We start from the raw sequence: 19237 nt of genomic DNA, 5'->3' as shown, positions 1-19237 counted from the left end.
GCTTTACTCTCTGCCCTTTAAAGGGCTAATAAAAAATCCGTAGGGAGGATGAAAATGATTAGGAAATATGAGTTGGTTTACATCATGGATAGTTCGCTATCAGATGAAAACAGGAATGCGATTTTAGAAAAGATCGGTAACATCATAAAGCGAGATGCAGAGCTTATTGATCGGCAGAATCTTGGAGAAAAAGGGCTGGCATATCCGATCAAAAAAAAACAGAAGGGCATATACATAAAGGATGTGTTCAAAGGTATGCAGAGCACTGTTAAAGAAATAGAAAGAACTCTTAAAATAACGGAAGGGATATTGAGATACCTTACAGTAAGAGTAGAACAAACATCTTAAACTATGCCAGAACTCAACAAGGTTTTGATCGCCGGCAGATTAACAGAGGACCCGAATATTAAATATACGTCAGATCGATTAGCTGTCGCATCGGTAAAGATAGCTGTAAACCATTATACCAAAGATAAACAGGAGAGTGCCGTAAGTTATTTTGATGTTATCGCGTACGGCAGGGTTGCAGAGTTTATAAGAGAATATATAAAAAAGGGTAATCAAATCCTTGTGGATGGTAAACTTCATCAAATCAGATATAATGTAAAATCGGGTACAGAGGAAAAAACGAGATCAAAGATAGAAATCGTAGCAAACAGTATTTTCCCTATGAACTCACATATAAATAAGACGATTGAAGAAGAAGGTATTTTTGAATATTAAAAAATAAGGAGGCAAAATGGAAAGAAAAAGGGTAATGACAAGAAAGCCTTTAATATTAAAGAAGAGGGTCTGCAAGTTTTGCACTGATAAGACGATTGTTATTGATTACATGAATGCGGATATGCTGTCACGTTTTGTATCTGAGAGAGGTAAGATACTTCCAAGAAGGATTACAGGCACGTGTGCAAGACATCAGAGAGAGCTTACAAAGGCTATAAAAAGGGCAAGACTTCTTGCACTTTTGCCATTTTCTACAGTCAAAGAAAGGGTTGGAATTTAAAGGAGGCATGTATGGAAGTTATTCTTAAAACGGATGTTTCGTCACTCGGTAAGGTGGGAGATATTATAAAGGTAAAAGATGGATATGCTATTAATTATCTTATACCGAGAGGTATAGCTATGAAGGCGGATACATCAAACATCAGGTTACTGAAGCATCAAAAAACAGTGGTTGAACAGATAAAAAAGAAACTCATAAATACTACAAATGATCTGAAAGCCTCGATAGAGCAGCAAGAGATAATTATTGAAAAGGCGATAGGTGAACAGGATAAGCTTTTTGGAGCTGTTACAACGCAGGAGATAGCAGAGGCGCTTGATAAAAATGGTATAAGTATAGACAAGAGAAAGATAGAACTTGATACGCCCATACATAGTACAGGTCTTTACAATATAGTGGTAAAACTGCATCCAGAGGTGATTGCTAATCTTAAGGTAAAAGTTATTGGTAAGTTGTCATAGAATGGAGGTTTAGCCTTGCTTTTGGAAAATGTTCTACCGCAGAACATAGAAGCAGAAAGGGCTGTAATAGGAAATATCCTGTTTGATCAGGAATCCATATATAAGGTTATGGATATAATAAAGCCCGATGATTTCTATTCGCCGGCGCATAGAATTATTTATAGTGTAATACTTGAGCTTAATAAAAAATCAAGCCCTATAGATGTAATAACCGTAGCGGAGCAGCTTAAAAATACCGGCAGAACAGAGTCCGCAGGAGGTGAGGCATATTTTACATCTCTCATAGATCTTGCACCGATAACAACAAATATAGCTACCTATGCTAATATTATAAAAGAAAGTTCCATAAGACGCGAGTTGATTACCAATTCCATGGAGATCGCAAAGATGGGATACGATCTGTCCATGGATGTAAATTCCTATATAGAAAGTGCAGTTAAAGGGATTTTTGATATTGCACAGAAACGATTTACTTCGACAATGACATCCGTAAGAGACCTCATTGATGAAACTTATGAAAAGATTGAGGAAAGAAGGAAAAATAAAAAGGCAATAACGGGTGTACCCACCGGATTTGATGCACTTGATCAGATCACGTCGGGTCTTCAGCCGTCAGATTTGATCGTTGTAGCTGCGAGGCCGGGTGTTGGTAAAACATCATTTGCATTGAACATTGCTTTGAATGCTGCAATAAAAATTACAAAGATTCCTGTTGCTGTTTTTTCTCTTGAGATGAGTAAATTTCAGCTTGCCTTACGTTTACTCTCAATGGAAGCAAAAGTTAGCTATATGAGCATACTTAAGGGATACCTTGAATTTTCTGATTTCCAGAGATTAAACAAAGCAGCATCATTGCTTAAAGAATCATTGATCACAGTTGATGATAAACCAGCCATATCAATGCTCGAGATAAGGGCGAAGGCAAGAAGGTTACAGGCGGAGCACAAACTCGGGTTATTGATTATAGATTATCTTCAGATAATGGAATATCCAAAGGATGCCGAGAATACTCAGGCTGCTATCGCATCTTTGTCTGGCTCGTTAAAAGCACTGGCAAAGGAACTTAGCATCCCTGTTCTTCTGATATCTCAGCTTAACAGGGAGGGAGAAAGAGATTCCAGAAAACCACAGTTATCCGATCTGAGAGGCTCTGGTGCTATAGAGCAGGATGCTGATCTGATCATGTTTATTCACAGACCGGAGCTTTACAGCAAAGAGGAAAACCCTAAAGAGCAGGGTATTGCAGAGATCTTAATAGCAAAGCACCGTAATGGGCCTACAAGAAATATAAAGCTAAGTTTTATACGCGACTTTACCCGCTTTGAAAACTATACATCTGAAAAGGTTGTTGTCTCGGGCAGTTAAGAGAAGTAATCTTTGTTTATCTATTTCCATCTTTTGTAAAGATCATTATCCATATCAATGGCATCAAGTAATTTGGATACCATAAAATCGATCATGTTTTTAAGACTTTCGGGCTTATGATAGAATGCAGGCATAGCAGGCACAACAATAGCTCCTGCCTCAGCAATTGATAACATGTTTTTCAGATGTATTTTGTTTAATGGGGTTTCCCTCGGCATGATTACGAGCCTTCTCCTCTCTTTCAATGAGACATCACACACCCGCTCTATCAGCTTTGAGCCGCTTGATGCCGCGAGTCTCCCGAGCGTACCCATTGAACATGGGGCTATGATTACAGCGTCGAATCCATAAGAACCGCTTGACAGAGGGGAAAAAAGGTCATCATTACTATGTATTTTAAGAAGTCCTGTGTTGTCTGTATCAATGGCATCCAATAAAAAGTTGAATCCAGTTTCATACTCAAAAACTTTTTTACCCGTATCGGATGCTATTAGCTCAACGGTATGTCCGTTTTTTGTTAGCCACTTTATAAGCTCTAATGAATAGATAGAGCCGCTTGCCCCGGTTATTCCGACTACAATTTTATTCTTCATAGGTTTAATTATCTATAACAAAGTATCAGAATGTCAATACAGGCAGAAGTCTCATGTATCCCGGATTTATATTTATAAGAAGATTAGCCGGTTTACCGTGTAAGTAAAAATGATATCTTTCTGTAGGCATATAAGATATTATTCTAAGTGATATGTTAATTTTCCGCTGCCCGCTTAACAAGCCATTCATATACGGAATTATCCTGTATTCTCTCGGGATGCCATTGGACCCCAACGACATCGGGATAGTATGAGAGTTCTATTGCCTCTGCAACGCCATCACTACTTTTAGCACTTATAATAACACCATTACCGGGTTCTTTAACTGATTGATGATGGCTTGTATTTATGAGAATATTTTGGTTGTTAATAATAGAATAAAGTAATGTATTCTGTTCAATATTAATTTCATGCTCTCCAGAGCTATGATTCAGGGCGTGTGGTATTTGCGTCTTGATATCCTGATAGAGACTTCCGCCTGATATTACATTTATTAATTGCATACCTCCGCATACACCAAGCACAGGGATGTGCCTTTTTAATGCTTCCATGAGGAGTTGGGATTCAAATCCCGTCCTTTCCGGATTAGTCTTCAAATTGTAAATGTTATTCTCTCCGTACATTGAAGGAGGGATATCAAACCCTCCGCCTGTTATAACCAGGCCATCTATACGTTTAACCATTGCCGTAACGGCTTTTGTATAAACAAGCAGAATGGGTATACCACCGCATTGTTCTACGGCATCTGCATACGATCTGTAAACGAAGTATGCATTTTTATCATTTATCTTACCAAGGTCAACGGTTATACCTATTAAAGGATGTTTTTTATCCATAGCAACAATAAAGTTTGTCTAAGAACTAAATTTATATAACATAAAATTTCACTTAATATAACATGATTTTAACATATTCAGAAAAATGCTTGTACGAATCGGCATAAATTTTTAAAAAATCAAAATCCTTGAGCTTACAAATGTTATGTCTGCACTTGAATCGCATAAAGCATATAACTCCATTGAGGGAGATATTAAAAAAAACTATCTCCCACTCTATTGTAAACATACACGTAGAGCCAATGGAAAAACTTTAGTATGAAGCTTTGAGAAAAGGCAGGACTATTTAGTAGTTTCTTTCCCTTCTTTCTTTTCTTTGATGTCCACCAAAGTTATCTCTTGAATCAGACTTTGGTTTTGCAAGAGCGACAGAAATAGTTCTTTCCAATAAGGTTGAACCGTTTAGAGAAGATATGGCTTTATTTGCATCTTCATCAGTGCTCATTTCTACAAACCCAAAACCTCTTGATTTACCTGTTTGAGGATCTGTTATTATTTTAACAGATTCCACAGGGCCCACTGTTGTGAATAAAGTCTTCACAGCATCCTCTGTTGCTTTAAACGAGATGTTACCAACGTACAGTTTTTTTGTCATATCATTGACCTCCTGAATAAAAACAAAATTAATATAGCACAATCATATCAATTGCCAAGAAAAATCTTTACGGCAATGTTTATATCTAATTTTTAATGTAATCGTGATACCCATTTATAATTATGTATAAATTCTATACAGCTTCTGCTATGCAATAATTAATAATATTATAAATATATTTGCATTGGAGTCAATATTTATTGCAATAGTTGTATCGTCATTGCCCAACGTCTTACCAGCCTGTCAAAACAAAGATTTGCCATTATTAATAATTGTGGTTTAATTGTTTTAAAGGAGTTGTTATGAGAAAGGGTACTTATAATAGAAAAACAAAAGAAACGGATGTGCGGGTTGTATTAAATCTTGATGGACACGGCAATGCGAAAATCAATACACCTATCGGTTTTCTAAATCACATGCTTGAGCTGTTTTCCTTTTTCTCGGATATCGATCTTGAATTAACGGCAAACGGCGACATACATGTAGATTTTCATCACATCGTAGAGGACATAGGTATATGTATCGGAGAGGCAATCTCCGTATCATTAAAAGATAAGGCAGGTATAAGCCGTTTCGGACAGGCTATTACACCGATGGATGAATCATTGACGCAGGTCATTGTGGATATAAGCGGCAGGCCATTTCTCGTCTATAAAGCCGTACCTCTACCCGAGAAAATAGGGGAGATGGATTCTCAGCTTATTGAAGAGTTTTTTCATGCCCTGTCATATCATGCAAACATTACGCTTCATATAAATATGAACTATGGAGATAATGGACATCACATAATAGAGTCATGTTTTAAAGGCTTTGGCAGGGCAATGAAAGAGGCTGTTAGGATGACACAGTCAAGCATACCAAGCACAAAGGGTGTTATATAAAGATGATAACGATCGTTGATTACGGCATGGGAAACTTAAGGAGCGTAGAAAAGGCTATTGCTTCCTTTGGCACGAAGGTCATAATCTCAAAAGACCCTGATCAAATATCAAATGCCGATAAGCTGATACTTCCGGGTGTTGGTGCGTTTGGAGACGGCATGATCAATATAAGAAGCTATGGCATAGAACAGGCTATAAAAGATTTTGTAAAAACAGGTAAATTAATGCTTGGTATATGCCTTGGTATGCAGATGCTTTTTGAAGAATGTGATGAGAACCCTGGGGTTCAAGGGCTTGGTTTGATAAAAGGCGGTGTAAAAGGTTTTAAACAAGCAGGGATCAAATCACAGGGTTTGAAGGTCCCTCATATAGGCTGGAATAGTGTGGAGCAGGTTAAGTACAGCTTTATCTTTGAAGGGATTAAAGATAAATCATATTTTTATTTTGTGCATTCATATTATCCTGCGCCGCTCGAAGATGTAACAATTGGTAATACCGGTTATGGGATAGCATTTACAAGTGTGGTTCAAAGAGATAATGTAATAGCAACCCAGTTCCATCCTGAAAAAAGCCAGCAAAATGGTTTAAGTATGCTATCTAATTTTATAAAATTTAGAGGTTAAGATGCAAATAATTCCAGCAATTGATATAAAATCAGGTAAATGTGTCAGGTTGTTTCGCGGTTCATTCAATCGTGTGGACATATACAGTGATGACCCTGTCAGAATGGCAGAGCAATGGGAGGCTCAGGGCGCTGGGATGCTTCATGTGGTTGATCTGGATGCTGCTGTTACGGGTAAGCCTGTGAACAGGGATTATATCCTTGATATTGTTAAGCATGTTAAAATACCCGTTCAGGTAGGCGGCGGTATGAGGGATAGAAAAATCATAGAGTATTATATTGATAAAGGTGTTCGCTCGGTTGTTATAACAACTTATGCGTATGAACAGGCTGATGAGGTAATAGAGATTGCAAACCAGTATAAAGATACGATCTCCATTGGTGTAGATATAATATCGGGTGCAGTTGCTATAAAGGGGTGGACCCAGACAGGTAGTATTACTGCAAAAGAGTTTGTAAAAAGATTCTCTTCTATTCCCATACACAGGTTTATTTTTACAGACATATATAAAGATGGGACACTCAGCGGTATGGATGTAAACAGGATTAGGAATATGCTTGAAGGTATTTCAGAGCCGGTTGTTATCTCCGGCGGGATTTCTTCTGTTGACGATATCGTTAAGTTAAAGCGGATGGATATTAAAAATATCAAAGGCATTATTATAGGGAGGGCGATTTATACGGGTGCAGTAAAATTAAACGAAGCCATAGAGGCGGCGGTTTAGATGCTAACCAAGAGGATCATTCCATGCCTTGATATAAAAGACGGCAGGGTTGTAAAAGGAATAAACTTTGTATCCTTGAGAGATGCAGGTGATCCTGCTGATAATGCACTTGTTTATGACAGGGAAGGCTCCGATGAGATTGTATTCCTTGATATAACGGCATCAAGCGAGCAGCGCTCAACACTCATATCCGCGGTTGAACGAACTGCTGATGTTGTGTTTATGCCTTTAACAGTGGGTGGTGGAATAAAGACCACGGATGATATTAAAACACTGCTGCGCGCAGGAGCCGATAAGGTATCAATAAACACTCAAGCTGTTCTTGAACCCGATTTCGTAAAAAAAGCGTCTTATAGATTTGGAGCCCAGTGCATTGTTGTAGCCATTGATGCTAAAAAGGTTCAGGATACTCCCCCACTTAGAGAGAGGGGACAAATGGGGAGTAACTCAATATCAAGATGGGAAGTATATATTTATGGGGGCAGAAAGCAAACAGGTATTGATGTTTTAAACTGGGCTGTTCAGATGGAAAAAGCAGGTGCCGGTGAAATATTGCTTACAAGTATGGACAGGGACGGAACAAAGTCGGGCTATGATATAGAGCTGTTGAAAGAGGTTACTAAAAGGGTAGGGATTCCAGTAATCGTATCAGGCGGTGCAGGCAGTATGGAACATTTTTACGAAGGCTTTGTAGCCGGCGGTGCAGATGCATGCCTTGCAGCAAGCCTATTCCATTTCAGGGAACTTTCAATAAAAAGCCTGAAAAGCTATCTATACAAAAAAGGTATCAATGTAAGAATGGTGTAGGGATTTGTAAAGTTGGCTGTGCCGCCTATTTCTCATTCCCGTGAAAGCGGGGATCCTCAGAATGTATGCCAGCGTACCATGGTATAACAGATACCCGATGCCTGTGTCGGAGAGCTTCATTTTTTATATTCTGGATTTTAATTGACGGTAAAGGTATAAAACATGTACCATTAAAACGTTTAGAAGAAGCTGATAAAATGACTGTGGATAATAGAGATGTTTACTATATGGAAATTGCTTTAAAAGAGGCAATGAGGGGACTTGAGCAGGGTGAAGTACCTGTGGGTGCGGTAGCTGTAATGGATAATATAATCCTGTCAGTTGCCCATAATAGTGTGATCGGATTACATGATCCATCCGCACACGCTGAGGTGCTTGCATTGAAGAGAGCAGGCAAGAAGATTAGAAATTATAGATTAAACAATGTAGAGCTTTATGTTACAATTGAACCATGCATGATGTGTGCCGGTGCGGCGATTAATGCAAGGATAAAAAGGCTCATATTCGGAGCCCGTGATAAGAAGGCCGGTGCAATCACATTATTCAACGTTTTTGAACATAATTCCGTAAATCACCGGGTCATCGTAACACCTGAGGTAAAGAAGGCTGAGGCTGCCGTAATTATTAAAAAATTCTTTTTAATGAAAAGAGGAAAGTTGGTATGACGAAAAAGACCATAGCACTCGTAGCCCATGATGCAAAAAAAACAGCGATTGTAGAATGGGCTAAGTATAATGAAGGCACTTTAAAAAATTATTTTCTCTTCGCAACACGATCCACCGGATTGGAAATAAAGAACAGCACAAATCTTGATATAAATCTGCTTCTGAGCGGCCCGCACGGAGGTGATGCGGAAATCGGTGCTATGATAGCAGAGGGTAAGATTGATATCCTGATATTCTTGTGGGATCCTTTAACACCTCAACCGCATGATGTTGATGTAAAAACACTGTTAAGGCTTGCTGTCCTTTACAATATACCGATGGCATGCAATAAACTGACCGCTGATTTTCTGATCTCATCCCCTTTATTTAAACAATAGCTAAACCCGAAAAGCCCAATAGGACGGGGCGGTTTTAAACCCCGCCGCCGTACGATATTTTTGCCGGTACTAAAAGTTGTTTTTCGGCTTAACAGGAGTCATATTGGCATCATCTTCTATGAAAAAACTTCTCTATTTCCATGTTTGCTAAGACAAATACAAAAGGTCTTCCGTGTGGACAATTAAGCGGGATGTCAAGGGAATCCAGTTGAAAAAACATTGCCTTTATCTTTTCGGGTGTGAGAAAATCACCTGCTTTTACAGCACTCTTACATGCTACAGTAGCCATAATTCTGTATCCGGGATCTTTCCGGTGAATCTCTTCAAGCACGGTATGAGTTGTATCAACATCATTCTCATATTCGTCTATAAGCTCAATAAGCAATAATGGATCGAACTGTGTGGCAGCAGGGATGGCATTTACTATAACCTGTTGGCCATCCACCGATATACCATAACCTATGGATTCAAATTTAGCGGCAATACTGTTCAGCACGGCTAATCTATGTTCATTCAAAAATATCCCGTACGGTGTAAGAAGCATTTGAGAGTTAGATTTTTTTTCTTTCGCATCACGGACAAGCCTTTCGAAAATAATCCGCTCATGCATTGCATGTTGATCGATAATAACAATACTATCATCTGCTGTTGCCAGTATGTATGTAGCACGAAATTGCCCGTATATGTTTAGAGAAGAGAACCCGCCTTTTGGAATGATATCGCCCTGAATCCGTTTTTCTTTAGCAATATCTGGGGATTCGTGCCTTATCGATTCAGGTATGGGATTCGTCTTTACGATGTTCCTATGATTGACAAAGTATTTCTCGGCAGATTCTTTTATATCATTAAGGTATTGTTTTTTTAGAGAATATTTATCCGATGATGTGTACGTAATATGCCTGTTACCGATAGCCTCTTTTACGGCATTTATCAGCATATCGTTTACCATTGCTCTATCCGGGAATTTTACCGCCGTTTTTGTAGGGTTTACATTAACATCGATAAAATGTGGAGGCAGAGAGAGATTAATCACGGCAACGGGATACCTTCCTTTCTCAAGGGTTGTTGAATATGAGTTTATGATTGTATAATTTAAAGATCTGTCGATTATATACCTGTTGTTAACATATATGTAGATATATCTGGAGGTATTCAAGCTGTAATCAGGGTCAGAAACAAATCCATCAACCCTCATAAGCCCATTATCCGCGCTTATAGGGTAGAGTTTGCCTTTAAGCTCAGGATCTATCCTTAAGATCATACGCTCTTCAGTAGAGGCCGGCGGAACATTAAACCGCTCTTTTGAGTTGCTTATGAGTTTTAAGCCTACATTGCTCCAGCCAAAGACAAACCTATCCATTACATCAATACATGCCCTGTATTCTGATTGGGTAGAGCCAAGGAATTTTTTTCTCACAGGCGTGTTAAAAAACAGGTTGGATACCTTTACGGTAGTACCATGATCATGCGCGACGATCTCCTTGCTTATCAATTTACCGCCTTTTATAACAATCCCTGTTCCCGTATCTTCGTGCGAATGTTTTGTTATGAGTTCCAATTCAGAGACAACCCCTATACTGTAGAGTGCCTCTCCTCTAAAACCAAGCGTGTTTATTTCATATAATCCCTTTTCGTCCGTTAATTTACTGGTTGCATGCCTTTGAACCGCAAGTTCAACATCTTCTGATAATATACCGTCTCCATTATCCTTTATCTGTATAAATGCCTTCCCGCCGTCCGTTAGTTCAACCGTTATATAACTCGCGTGTGCGTCTATCGCATTTTCTACAAGCTCTTTTACAATAGAAGCCGGTTTTTCTATAACCTCTCCTGCTGCAATTTTGCTTGAAAGTGTATCGGATAATAATTTTATGATGCCCATAGAGTTTTAATGCGGTTCAACACATGAGACGAAAGTAAAGGCAAAAAACTCAAGAGCTATATTGTCGGGGAATATCTTGATATCGTATTCCCTGTAGGGTTGATTACCTGTTATGTTATACATCTTAGGCTTATCCACAAGCACATAGCTTCCACGTTGATCGTACAGTATATCATCCCCTTTATCGTGTTCACTGATGGGAGCCCCGTTTATCTCGATATAAACCTTTATCGGTTCACTTGAAGCTGAAGATATTACTGCATTGATTTGAGCCGCTTTGTAAATGATTTCAATATTTGCAGGTAGTTCCGTTGCAATAATGCTTTCTTCTGTAGATGCCCATGTTCCGTTAAGATAAAGCATGCCCGATGTTAATGTTTCAGGCATGGAGTATACTACGGGATTACTATCCTTATTATAACCCTCTGTGTTCCCAAGCCTGCCCCTTACAAAACCGCAATACAACTCCGGCGTAGCCGGATAGCAATGGGTTCCCTCCATATCGGCATCCCTTACAGGCTCCATAATTGGCGGCATTTTTAATGTACCGTCAAGCTCGAGAAGTGCCTGCTGTATCTTAATCTCAACCTCTCTATATCCGCCTTCTCCCGCACTATCGTACACGATCTCAAGCTTTGAATTAAACAGCAGTTTTCTCGGCCAGTATTGATTATGAAGGCTTGTCCATATCGCATAATCACCGTCTAGAACAACAGGGTATGTTATACCGAGTTCTTTTACTGCATTCTCAACGTTCTTTTTTTCAACAGATACACTGAACTCGGGCGTATGTACACCGATAACCACAAGTCCTTTATCGGCATAACGCTTATGCCATTCCTTTACATAGGGGAGCGTTCTGAGACAATTTATGCACGTGTACTCCCAGAAATCTAATAATATTACCTTACCGTTTAACATTTCATTTATTATATAAAGGTTCAGTTCATCCTCATCTTTTTCGGATGTTGCGACTATTAACGGTATTGAGTTGATCCATCTTGGTTGAAGTATGTTATATAGCTGGTCCTTCATTTCAATTACTGGCATGTTTGTTCCTTTCGTTATCCAGGATACCGGTAATGCGGTCACTTTTAAGAAGTCCATCGAGCTCTTTTTTTCCCATCAATCCTTTTTCTATTATTATATCTGTAACGGGTCTTTTTTCTGATATGGACTGTTTTACTACCTCAGCGGCTTTGAGATAGCCTATTATTGGATTCAGTATAGTTGCTATTGATGGTGTATTTTTAAAATAATAATCAAGCCTGTCTTTGTTTACCGTGATACCATCAACCGCCTTTCTTGCAAAGACAGGTATAAAATTTTTAAGGATATCAATCGATTCAAGCAGGGTATTTATCATGACAGGCATCATAACGTTCAGTTCAAGCTGGCCGGCTTGTTCTGCCATAGAAACGGTCAAAGCGTTACCGATTACCCTAAAGCAGATCATGTTGAGTGCTTCTGCCATAACTGGATTGGCTTTACCCGGCATAATTGAAGAGCCAGGCTGAACCGCGGGAAGGTTTATCTCACCGATACCAGTTATAGTTCCTGACGATAAAAGCCTCAGATCGTTTGCTATGCGGATTAGCTCCAGGGCTATGTCGTGTATGGTTGAGGACATGCGGCTTATCGCAATCCTGCTCTGCAGTGCCTCTCTTGGATCCGCAGATTTGATAAGATTAAGCCCTGTTGCTTTGTTTAAATTTTTAATAACGGTATCTCTATAATATTTTGGAGTGTTTAAACCCGTTCCTACGGCAGTTCCTCCGATTGCTACTTCAAGCAAAGACGGAAACGGATATTTAGACGGATTTACCGGTTCCGATATATGGCGAAGCATTGATATTGATTTTTTAATTGTTTCTTCGTAGGCAAAGAATTCCTGACCGAGCGTAACAGGCACTGCAGCCTGCAGGTGTGTTCTTCCCGATTTCAATAGATGCTTAAAAGCTGCGGCTTTTTTATGCAATGATTTTACGAGTAAAACCAGCGACCCAATAAGTTCTTGGGTGTTCCATATTAAAGCAATATGGGATGCGGTTGGAAATGTATCATTCGTTGATTGAGACATGTTTACGTGGTCGTTTGGGCTCAAATAATCGTAATTCCCCTTTTTATACCCGAGTCTCTCAAGGGCAATATTTGCAATAACCTCGTTAATGTTCATGTTAAGTGACGTGCCGGCCCCTGCCTGATATTTGTCAATAACAATTTGTTCCGTGTATCTGTCTGAAATCAATTCATCACACCCGTGTATGATCGCTTTTGAACGTTTTTTATCAAGTACACCCAGTTCTGCATTTGTAAGGGCGCACGCCTTCTTAAGTATTAAATAAGCCTTGATGAGTAGAGGATGGTTTTTCTCACCGCTCACCGGAAAGTTATCCAATGCCCTTTTTGTCTGAGCACCGTAATACACATCCTGTGGAACCTTTACCTCTCCCAATGAATCATGTTCTAATCTATACGTCATAGAGAAAAGATATACTTAAAGATACAAAAGGTCAATGCACAACGGGCTCATGCCCGGGTAGTTTATTTTTGTAAGACTATTGATCAGGATGATATAATAATTAGTGCAGGGGCTTAATATATTAAGTCCCTGCACACTGTCCAGCTCTGCGATCCTATTACACACACTCCACGGTCCCCCTATATCTCTAATGCGATTTCGGGATCATATCTTCAGATAAAGATCGCTTAACTTTTTAATCCTGTCTCTTAGCTCTGTCGCCTTTTCAAACTCAAGCTCCTTGGCAGCGCGTCTCATTTCACTTTTGAGCTCTTTTATTCTTGATGGTATGTTTTCCGGATCAATGTACTCTTCTGTGCCATCCGCCATCTCGACAGGTACCGTATAATAATCCTTTTCGTATATAGATGTCCGTAGCTCTCTGATCTGTTTTTTTATTGTTTCCGGCACAATACCATACTCTTTGTTGTACGCGAGCTGCTTGATCCGTCTTCTATTTGTTTCGTCGAGTGCTTGTTTTATCGCACCAGTGATCCTGTCGGCAAATATGATCACCGTACCATTGACATTTCTTGCCGCCCTTCCAATGGTTTGTATGAGAGAACGGGCTGATCTTAAAAAACCCTCCTTATCTCCATCAAGGATTGCAACAAGAGATACTTCCGGCAGATCAAGTCCTTCTCTTAATAGATTTATACCTATCAACACATCAAATTTGCCCATCCTTAAATCACGGATAATATCGACCCTCTCAAGTGTTACTATATCGGAGTGCATATATTTGACCTTGATACCAAGACTTGCATAGTATTCTGTAAGCTCTTCTGCCATGCGTTTTGTTAGTGTTGTTACGAGAACCCTTTCATTCACTCCAACGCGTTTTCTGATCTCCTCAAGCAATGTATCAACCTGGTTGGTTGCATCTTTAATAATAACCTTGGGATCAACAAGACCTGTCGGCCTTATTATCTGTTCTATGATTCTGCGGCTTGATATTTTTATCTCGTATTCTGAAGGCGTTGCTGATACATAAACAACTTTATCGATCCTTTGCTCGAATTCCGAGAACTTAAGCGGTCTATTGTCGAGTGCGGACGGTAATCTGAAACCGTATTCGACGAGCGTTCGTTTCCTGCTTCTATCGCCCTCATACATCCCGCCTATCTGAGGGACTGTTAGATGGCTTTCATCAATAATGGACAGGAATTGCTTTGGAAAATAATCAAGCAATGTATACGGAGGATCTCCAGGTGCTCTTTTACTTAAATGTCTGGAATAGTTCTCTATTCCTGTGCAATAACCCATTTCTCCGAGCATTTCTATATCATAAAGAGTTCGTCTTTTGAGCCTTTCTTCTTCAAGCAGCTTACCCGAGTTTCTGAACTCTTTTAGTCTTTCGGCAAGTTCCTGTCTTATTGCTTCCACTGCATGCTTCAGGCTTACTTCATCGGCGACATAATGGCTTGCAGGGTAAATAACCACCCTTTTAAGTATATCCTTCTTTTTCCCTCTGACAGGATCAAAAGTGTAGATTGTATCAACGGTATTCCCAAAAAACTCTACGTGTATTGCTATATCGCTTTCATAAGCAGGAAACACCTCTACAGTATCGCCTATTACTCTAAATACACCTCTATAAAAGTCATAATTGTTCCTCGTATATTGGATATTCACAAGCCTGTGAATGAACTCGTCCCTGTTTAGCTGCCTGCCCGTTTCTGCATAAGCAAGCATACCTTTATAAGCCTCAGGAGAACCAAGTCCATAGATGCACGACACACTTGCAACAATGATTACATCTTTTCTCTCAAGCAAAGAATGTGTTGCAGAATGCCTTAATTTGTCGATCTCATCATTTATTGATGCATCTTTTTCTATATATGTGTCCGTTTCCGGTACATAAGCTTCGGGCTGATAATAATCATAATAACTTACAAAATATTCCACAGCATTATCAGGAAACAGTGCCTGCATCTCCGTGTAAAGCTGGGCAGCAAGGGTTTTGTTTGGGGCAATGATAAGCGTTGGAATCTGGATTTGCTCAATAACATGAGCCATTGTAAATGTTTTACCGGAACCGGTAACACCCAGTAAAACCTGATTCTTCTGGTTGTTTTTGATACCTTTGACCAGTTCTTCTATTGCCTGCGGTTGATCTCCGGAAGGCTTGTAATCAGAAACGATTTTGAATCGTGCCATATTTATACAGCTTTTTATAAGCTCCTGTTATGGAATAATGTATCTTTTTTAAAAGATATTATCCGGGTTAATCAATTATGTCCCATGTTGTTCCGTCCGGTGTGTCCATAACTGCAATGCCGTGATTTAGAAGTTTTGCCCTTACTTCATCGGATTCTTTGAACTTCTTTTCCTGTCTTAAGGTATCTCTACTTTTAAGCAATCCTTCAATTTCTATTTCTGTAAGCCCTGTATCTTTAAGCCGTTTACTTCGCCTTGATCTCAGGAATTCATAAGGATCATTATTAAAAATACCAAGTATCTCTATAGCATCTTTTATAAAATCCTTTGATTTTTTGATCGGCTCCATTTTCGGCTTTGCGGTGTTGTTTTTAAGATACGTATTTATTAAATGCATTATATCAAACAGGCTTGATAAGGCAGATGCGGTGTTAAAGTCGTCATCCATTGCATTATAGAAATCTGCTATGTACCGATTCAGCTTATTGGAAAATGCCGTCATTTGCTCATCGGACAGCTCTTTTTTACCCTTTTCGGGCAGCTTGCTTAGAATTCTCAGACTCGCATAACCTCTGTACAAGGCTTTCTCTTCTTCTTTCAGTGTCTGTTCTGTAAAATCAAGCGGGCTTCTATAATGTTTTGTAAGAATAAACAGCCTGAGCGCTTGAGGCTCATATGTTTTAACAATATCACGGATCGTGAAAAAATTACCGAGTGATTTGGACATCTTTTCTTTATTGATTTGAACAAACCCGTTATGAAGCCAGTAATTCACAAACCTTTTACCCGTGAGCGCCTCCGTTTGAGCTATTTCATTTTCATGGTGAGGGAAAATGAGATCCATGCCGCCGCCATGAATATCAAAGGTTTCGCCAAGATATTTTGTACTCATAACGGAGCATTCGATATGCCAGCCCGGCCTGCCTTTACCCCATGGGCTGCTCCACCACGGCTCTTTTTCTTTGCTTTTTTTCCATAAGGCAAAATCGAGGGGATCCTGCTTTGTTTCATCGATCCCAACCCTTGCCCCTGCCTCAAGGTCTTCTATATCTTTACCCGAAAGCTTTCCATAGCTGCCAAACTTTCTTACAGAGAAATAAACATCGCCATTTAATTCATAGGCAGATCCATTTTGCACAAGACCCTGTATAAACCCGATAATATCTGATATATGGTCGGTAACCTTTGGTTCATAATCTGGTTTTTCAAGCCCAAGAGTGTCCATATCTTTATAATATTCATTTATGTATTTCTCTGCGATATCTGCTGCACTGACGGACTGTTCATTTGCCCTTTTGATAATCTTATCATCTATGTCGGTGAAGTTCTTTACGAATTTAACATCATAACCTTTTTTTTTAAGATACCTGTAGATCACATCAAACACTATTGCAGAACGGGCATGTCCTATATGACAGAGGTCATAGACTGTAACACCGCACACATACATACCGACATGGTTATCAAGTACTGGTTTGAACTCTTCTTTGCTGCGTGTAAGCGTATTATAGACTTTCAGTGCCATTCAATTCTCAAGCAACACAATTGCATAAGCAGATATAGCCTCCTCTCTGCCTGTAGCATCCAATCCTTCGTTTGTTTTTGCTTTAACCGATACAAAAGATGCATCGATATCCAATAATTTTGAGATAGAACCGGATAATGTTCCGTAATATACGGAAAGCTTCGGTTTTTGTGCAACGATAACGCAATCTATGTTAACCACATGAAACCCTGCTTCCATTACAACCGATAGTGCCTTTTTTAATATAATTGAGCTGTCAATGCCTCTGTATTCAGCATTATCCGGGGGGAAAAAAATACCTATATCTCCTTTTGCAGCCGCCCCAAGCATTGCATCGCTTATTGCGTGCAATACGACATCGCCGTCCGAGTGTCCTTTAAGGCTTTTTTCATAGGGAATTATAATACCGCCAATCTTTAAAGGCCCTGGTTCTTTAAGCTCATGTATGTCGTAGCCAATGCCTATTCTATGCACAACATGCTCACTATTGTTTTTGCAAAATTGAGATCAGCCTCTGTGGTGATCTTTATATTTACGATATCGCCTCTTACAATGCTCACCTTGGTGCCTGTCTGCTCTATTATGCTTGATTCATCCGTTGCATCATAAGGCTGCTGATCATAGTATTCATAAGCCTTTGTCAGCATGCTGTATTTGAACATCTGCGGTGTCTGGGCAACCCACAAATTTGTACGATCCACATTTTTTACGACGATATCATCACCGTCTATAAGTTTTACTGTATCCATAACAGGTAGGGCGCATATTGCTGCACCTGTTGACAGACATCGATTTATTACATCCGTTATAATGCGTGTTGTTATAAAAGGCCGGACAGCGTCATGAATAAAAACATAATCCGTTGCTTTGATTTTGTTAAATGCATTCCTTACCGATTGGGTACGTGTATTACCGCCTACAACTACATCGCTAACCTTTTTTATATTAAAATCGTTTATGAGCTTCTTAATAAAATTTATATTATTTGCCGGTGAAGATATAATGATATCATTGATCAGGGGAATATTATCTATTATCTCAAGCGCATATACCAACAATGGCTTACCGGCAATATCTATGAATTGTTTTGGTATATCGGAACCTAATCTTGAACCATTCCCTGCTGCAGGTATTATAGCTGTGATACGAACGTTATTGATGCTGAAAACCTCCGTTTTCTTCTTTAGGTCTCACGAAGATCATTCTTCCCGCCGTAGTTTGCAGCACACTCGTTACAACCGTATCAATGGTTTTGCCAATGAGCTTTCTCCCATTATCAACTACCACCATTGTGCCGTCATCAAGATAAGCAATACCCTGGTTTGCCTCGGAGCCTTCTTTGATAACCTTTAACTTCATAAACTCACCGGGTATAACAATGGGTTTTAACGCATTTGATAATTGATTTAGATTAAGCACTGTTACACCCTGTAATTCGGCTACTTTATTAAGGTTAAAATCGTTTGTTATAATCTTTGCATTCATTTGTTTTGCAAGTACAATAAGCTTTGAATCAACACCCTTTACCTTTGGGAAATCCTGTTCTGTAACCTGTATCTCCAGATCCGTCATCTTCTGCATACGTTTGAGTATATCAAGTCCCCTTCGGCCCCTTGTTCTTTTAAGCGGATCCGCAGAGTCGGCTATGTACTGAAGTTCAAGAAGGACAAATTGGGGTACAACAAAAATACCTTCTATAAATGATGTTTCGCACACATCTGCTATTCTTCCATCTATTATTACGGATGTATCAAGTATTTTATAGCTTATGGATGACCCCGGGGCTTTAGCTCCATCACCCTTTGAGTTACCAAAAGAAAACTCTATCCCTTTACGAGAACCAATAACAATACCAAGATATCCGAGGAGCATGTTAATAGTCAGATAGGTTGTAAGACTTATGTACGGTTCTTTCAAAAGTTCTTTTAATACCCCAAAAGTTAAAAGGTTGCCTGCTACAAGTCCTGCAATAAACCCTGCTGTTCCCCCTATAATAGCTTTTACCGTTTGTCTTCTTATAAGAAGTTCAAACAGAATCGCGAGCAGTCCGATGCCTAAACCTACCAGAGCTCCTATTATAGGGTACGTATACGGTATTCTCAAAAATACTATATATCCTGCTAATCCTGAGAGTATCAGGACGAGCGCCCTTACGATAATAATACCCATTATAATCCATCCTTTCCATTAATTAATATAGATCCTTTTATATAATAAAG

The 19237-nt window shown here is 39.3% G+C and carries 22 protein-coding genes; 11 read left to right on the top strand and 11 right to left on the bottom strand.

The genetic code is table 11. The annotated features are described in order from the left end of the window. The first annotated feature begins 54 nt into the window (after positions 1–54). From rpsF to dnaB, 5 genes are read left to right on the top strand one after another with little or no spacing between them, the layout of a single operon-like run. Complete coding sequence (gene rpsF / locus M1381_00720) at positions 55–348, top strand: 30S ribosomal protein S6 (GenBank protein MCL4477612.1); 294 nt, start codon at positions 55–57, stop codon at positions 346–348. A 3-nt stretch (positions 349–351) separates the two neighbouring features. Beyond that, entirely contained in the window at positions 352–723 is a 372-nt protein-coding gene (gene ssb, locus M1381_00715; GenBank protein ID MCL4477611.1) for a single-stranded DNA-binding protein, read from the top strand. Between the two features lie 16 nt (positions 724–739). Continuing rightward, complete coding sequence (gene rpsR / locus M1381_00710) at positions 740–1003, top strand: 30S ribosomal protein S18 (GenBank protein ID MCL4477610.1); 264 nt, start codon at positions 740–742, stop codon at positions 1001–1003. Positions 1004–1014: 11 nt separating this feature from the next. Then, the gene (gene rplI, locus M1381_00705; protein MCL4477609.1) at positions 1015–1464 is read left to right on the top strand and encodes a 50S ribosomal protein L9; all 450 of its coding nucleotides are present in this window, start codon (positions 1015–1017) and stop codon (positions 1462–1464) included. Between the two features lie 21 nt (positions 1465–1485). Then, entirely contained in the window at positions 1486–2829 is a 1344-nt protein-coding gene (dnaB, locus tag M1381_00700; protein ID MCL4477608.1) for a replicative DNA helicase, read from the top strand. Between the two features lie 20 nt (positions 2830–2849). On the opposite strand, the gene M1381_00695 is transcribed toward dnaB, so the two are convergent. From M1381_00695 to M1381_00685, 3 genes are all read right to left on the bottom strand, one after another. Beyond that, a complete protein-coding gene (locus M1381_00695) occupies positions 2850–3422 on the bottom strand; it encodes a UbiX family flavin prenyltransferase (GenBank protein MCL4477607.1) in 573 nt (190 codons plus the stop codon). A gap of 155 nt (positions 3423–3577) precedes the next feature. Continuing rightward, positions 3578–4258 (bottom strand): gamma-glutamyl-gamma-aminobutyrate hydrolase family protein, encoded by a 681-nt coding sequence (locus M1381_00690; protein ID MCL4477606.1) that lies wholly within the window; start codon positions 4256–4258, stop codon positions 3578–3580. A 286-nt stretch (positions 4259–4544) separates the two neighbouring features. After that, on the bottom strand, positions 4545–4853 hold the full coding sequence (locus M1381_00685) for an RNA-binding protein (protein ID MCL4477605.1): 309 nt from the start codon (positions 4851–4853) through the stop codon (positions 4545–4547). A 302-nt stretch (positions 4854–5155) separates the two neighbouring features. On the opposite strand from M1381_00685, the gene hisB reads away from it, so the two are divergent. From hisB to M1381_00655, 6 genes are all read left to right on the top strand, one after another. Then, positions 5156–5734 carry an imidazoleglycerol-phosphate dehydratase HisB gene (gene hisB, locus M1381_00680; protein ID MCL4477604.1) on the top strand — a complete coding sequence of 193 codons (579 nt, stop codon included), beginning with the start codon at positions 5156–5158 and terminating at the stop codon, positions 5732–5734. A gap of 2 nt (positions 5735–5736) precedes the next feature. Further along, the gene (gene hisH, locus M1381_00675) at positions 5737–6357 is read left to right on the top strand and encodes an imidazole glycerol phosphate synthase subunit HisH (protein ID MCL4477603.1); all 621 of its coding nucleotides are present in this window, start codon (positions 5737–5739) and stop codon (positions 6355–6357) included. 1 nt (position 6358) lies between these two features. Beyond that, positions 6359–7081: a 1-(5-phosphoribosyl)-5-[(5-phosphoribosylamino)methylideneamino]imidazole-4-carboxamide isomerase gene (hisA, locus tag M1381_00670; GenBank protein ID MCL4477602.1), complete on the top strand. Its 723-nt coding sequence runs from the start codon at positions 6359–6361 to the stop codon at positions 7079–7081. Then, positions 7082–7888, top strand: coding sequence for an imidazole glycerol phosphate synthase subunit HisF (gene hisF / locus M1381_00665; GenBank protein ID MCL4477601.1), 807 nt, complete (start codon positions 7082–7084; stop codon positions 7886–7888). A gap of 65 nt (positions 7889–7953) precedes the next feature. Then, a complete protein-coding gene (gene tadA / locus M1381_00660) occupies positions 7954–8553 on the top strand; it encodes a tRNA adenosine(34) deaminase TadA (GenBank protein MCL4477600.1) in 600 nt (199 codons plus the stop codon). Next, positions 8550–8930, top strand: coding sequence for a methylglyoxal synthase (locus M1381_00655; protein MCL4477599.1), 381 nt, complete (start codon positions 8550–8552; stop codon positions 8928–8930). Before tadA ends, M1381_00655 begins: the two co-directional genes overlap by 4 nt. A 109-nt stretch (positions 8931–9039) precedes the next feature. Here M1381_00655 and mutL read toward each other — a convergent pair whose 3' ends face one another. The 8 genes from mutL to M1381_00615 all read right to left on the bottom strand — a co-directional run bounded on the left by mutL (position 9040) and on the right by M1381_00615 (position 19187). Further along, a complete protein-coding gene (mutL, locus tag M1381_00650; protein ID MCL4477598.1) occupies positions 9040–10812 on the bottom strand; it encodes a DNA mismatch repair endonuclease MutL in 1773 nt (590 codons plus the stop codon). Between the two features lie 6 nt (positions 10813–10818). Continuing rightward, the gene (locus tag M1381_00645) at positions 10819–11847 is read right to left on the bottom strand and encodes a redoxin family protein (protein ID MCL4477597.1); all 1029 of its coding nucleotides are present in this window, start codon (positions 11845–11847) and stop codon (positions 10819–10821) included. A gap of 1 nt (position 11848) precedes the next feature. After that, a complete protein-coding gene (locus M1381_00640) occupies positions 11849–13294 on the bottom strand; it encodes an aspartate ammonia-lyase (GenBank protein ID MCL4477596.1) in 1446 nt (481 codons plus the stop codon). Positions 13295–13498: 204 nt separating this feature from the next. Then, positions 13499–15493, bottom strand: coding sequence for an excinuclease ABC subunit UvrB (gene uvrB, locus M1381_00635; protein ID MCL4477595.1), 1995 nt, complete (start codon positions 15491–15493; stop codon positions 13499–13501). Positions 15494–15560: 67 nt separating this feature from the next. After that, entirely contained in the window at positions 15561–17018 is a 1458-nt protein-coding gene (cysS, locus tag M1381_00630) for a cysteine--tRNA ligase (protein MCL4477594.1), read from the bottom strand. Next, positions 17019–17492 carry a 2-C-methyl-D-erythritol 2,4-cyclodiphosphate synthase gene (gene ispF / locus M1381_00625; protein MCL4477593.1) on the bottom strand — a complete coding sequence of 158 codons (474 nt, stop codon included), beginning with the start codon at positions 17490–17492 and terminating at the stop codon, positions 17019–17021. After that, on the bottom strand, positions 17480–18112 hold the full coding sequence (gene ispD / locus M1381_00620; GenBank protein MCL4477592.1) for a 2-C-methyl-D-erythritol 4-phosphate cytidylyltransferase: 633 nt from the start codon (positions 18110–18112) through the stop codon (positions 17480–17482). The genes ispF and ispD overlap by 13 nt, the downstream gene beginning before the upstream one ends. A 58-nt stretch (positions 18113–18170) precedes the next feature. Further along, entirely contained in the window at positions 18171–19187 is a 1017-nt protein-coding gene (locus M1381_00615; protein ID MCL4477591.1) for a PIN domain-containing protein, read from the bottom strand. Positions 19188–19237: the final 50 nt, after the last annotated feature.

Source organism: Deltaproteobacteria bacterium (genome assembly GCA_023382265.1).
In the GTDB taxonomy this organism is placed as follows: domain Bacteria; phylum JAMCPX01; class JAMCPX01; order JAMCPX01; family JAMCPX01; genus JAMCPX01.
The sequence above is the reverse complement of the archived record's forward strand: the minus strand, read 5'-3'. Positions and strand labels throughout refer to the sequence as shown.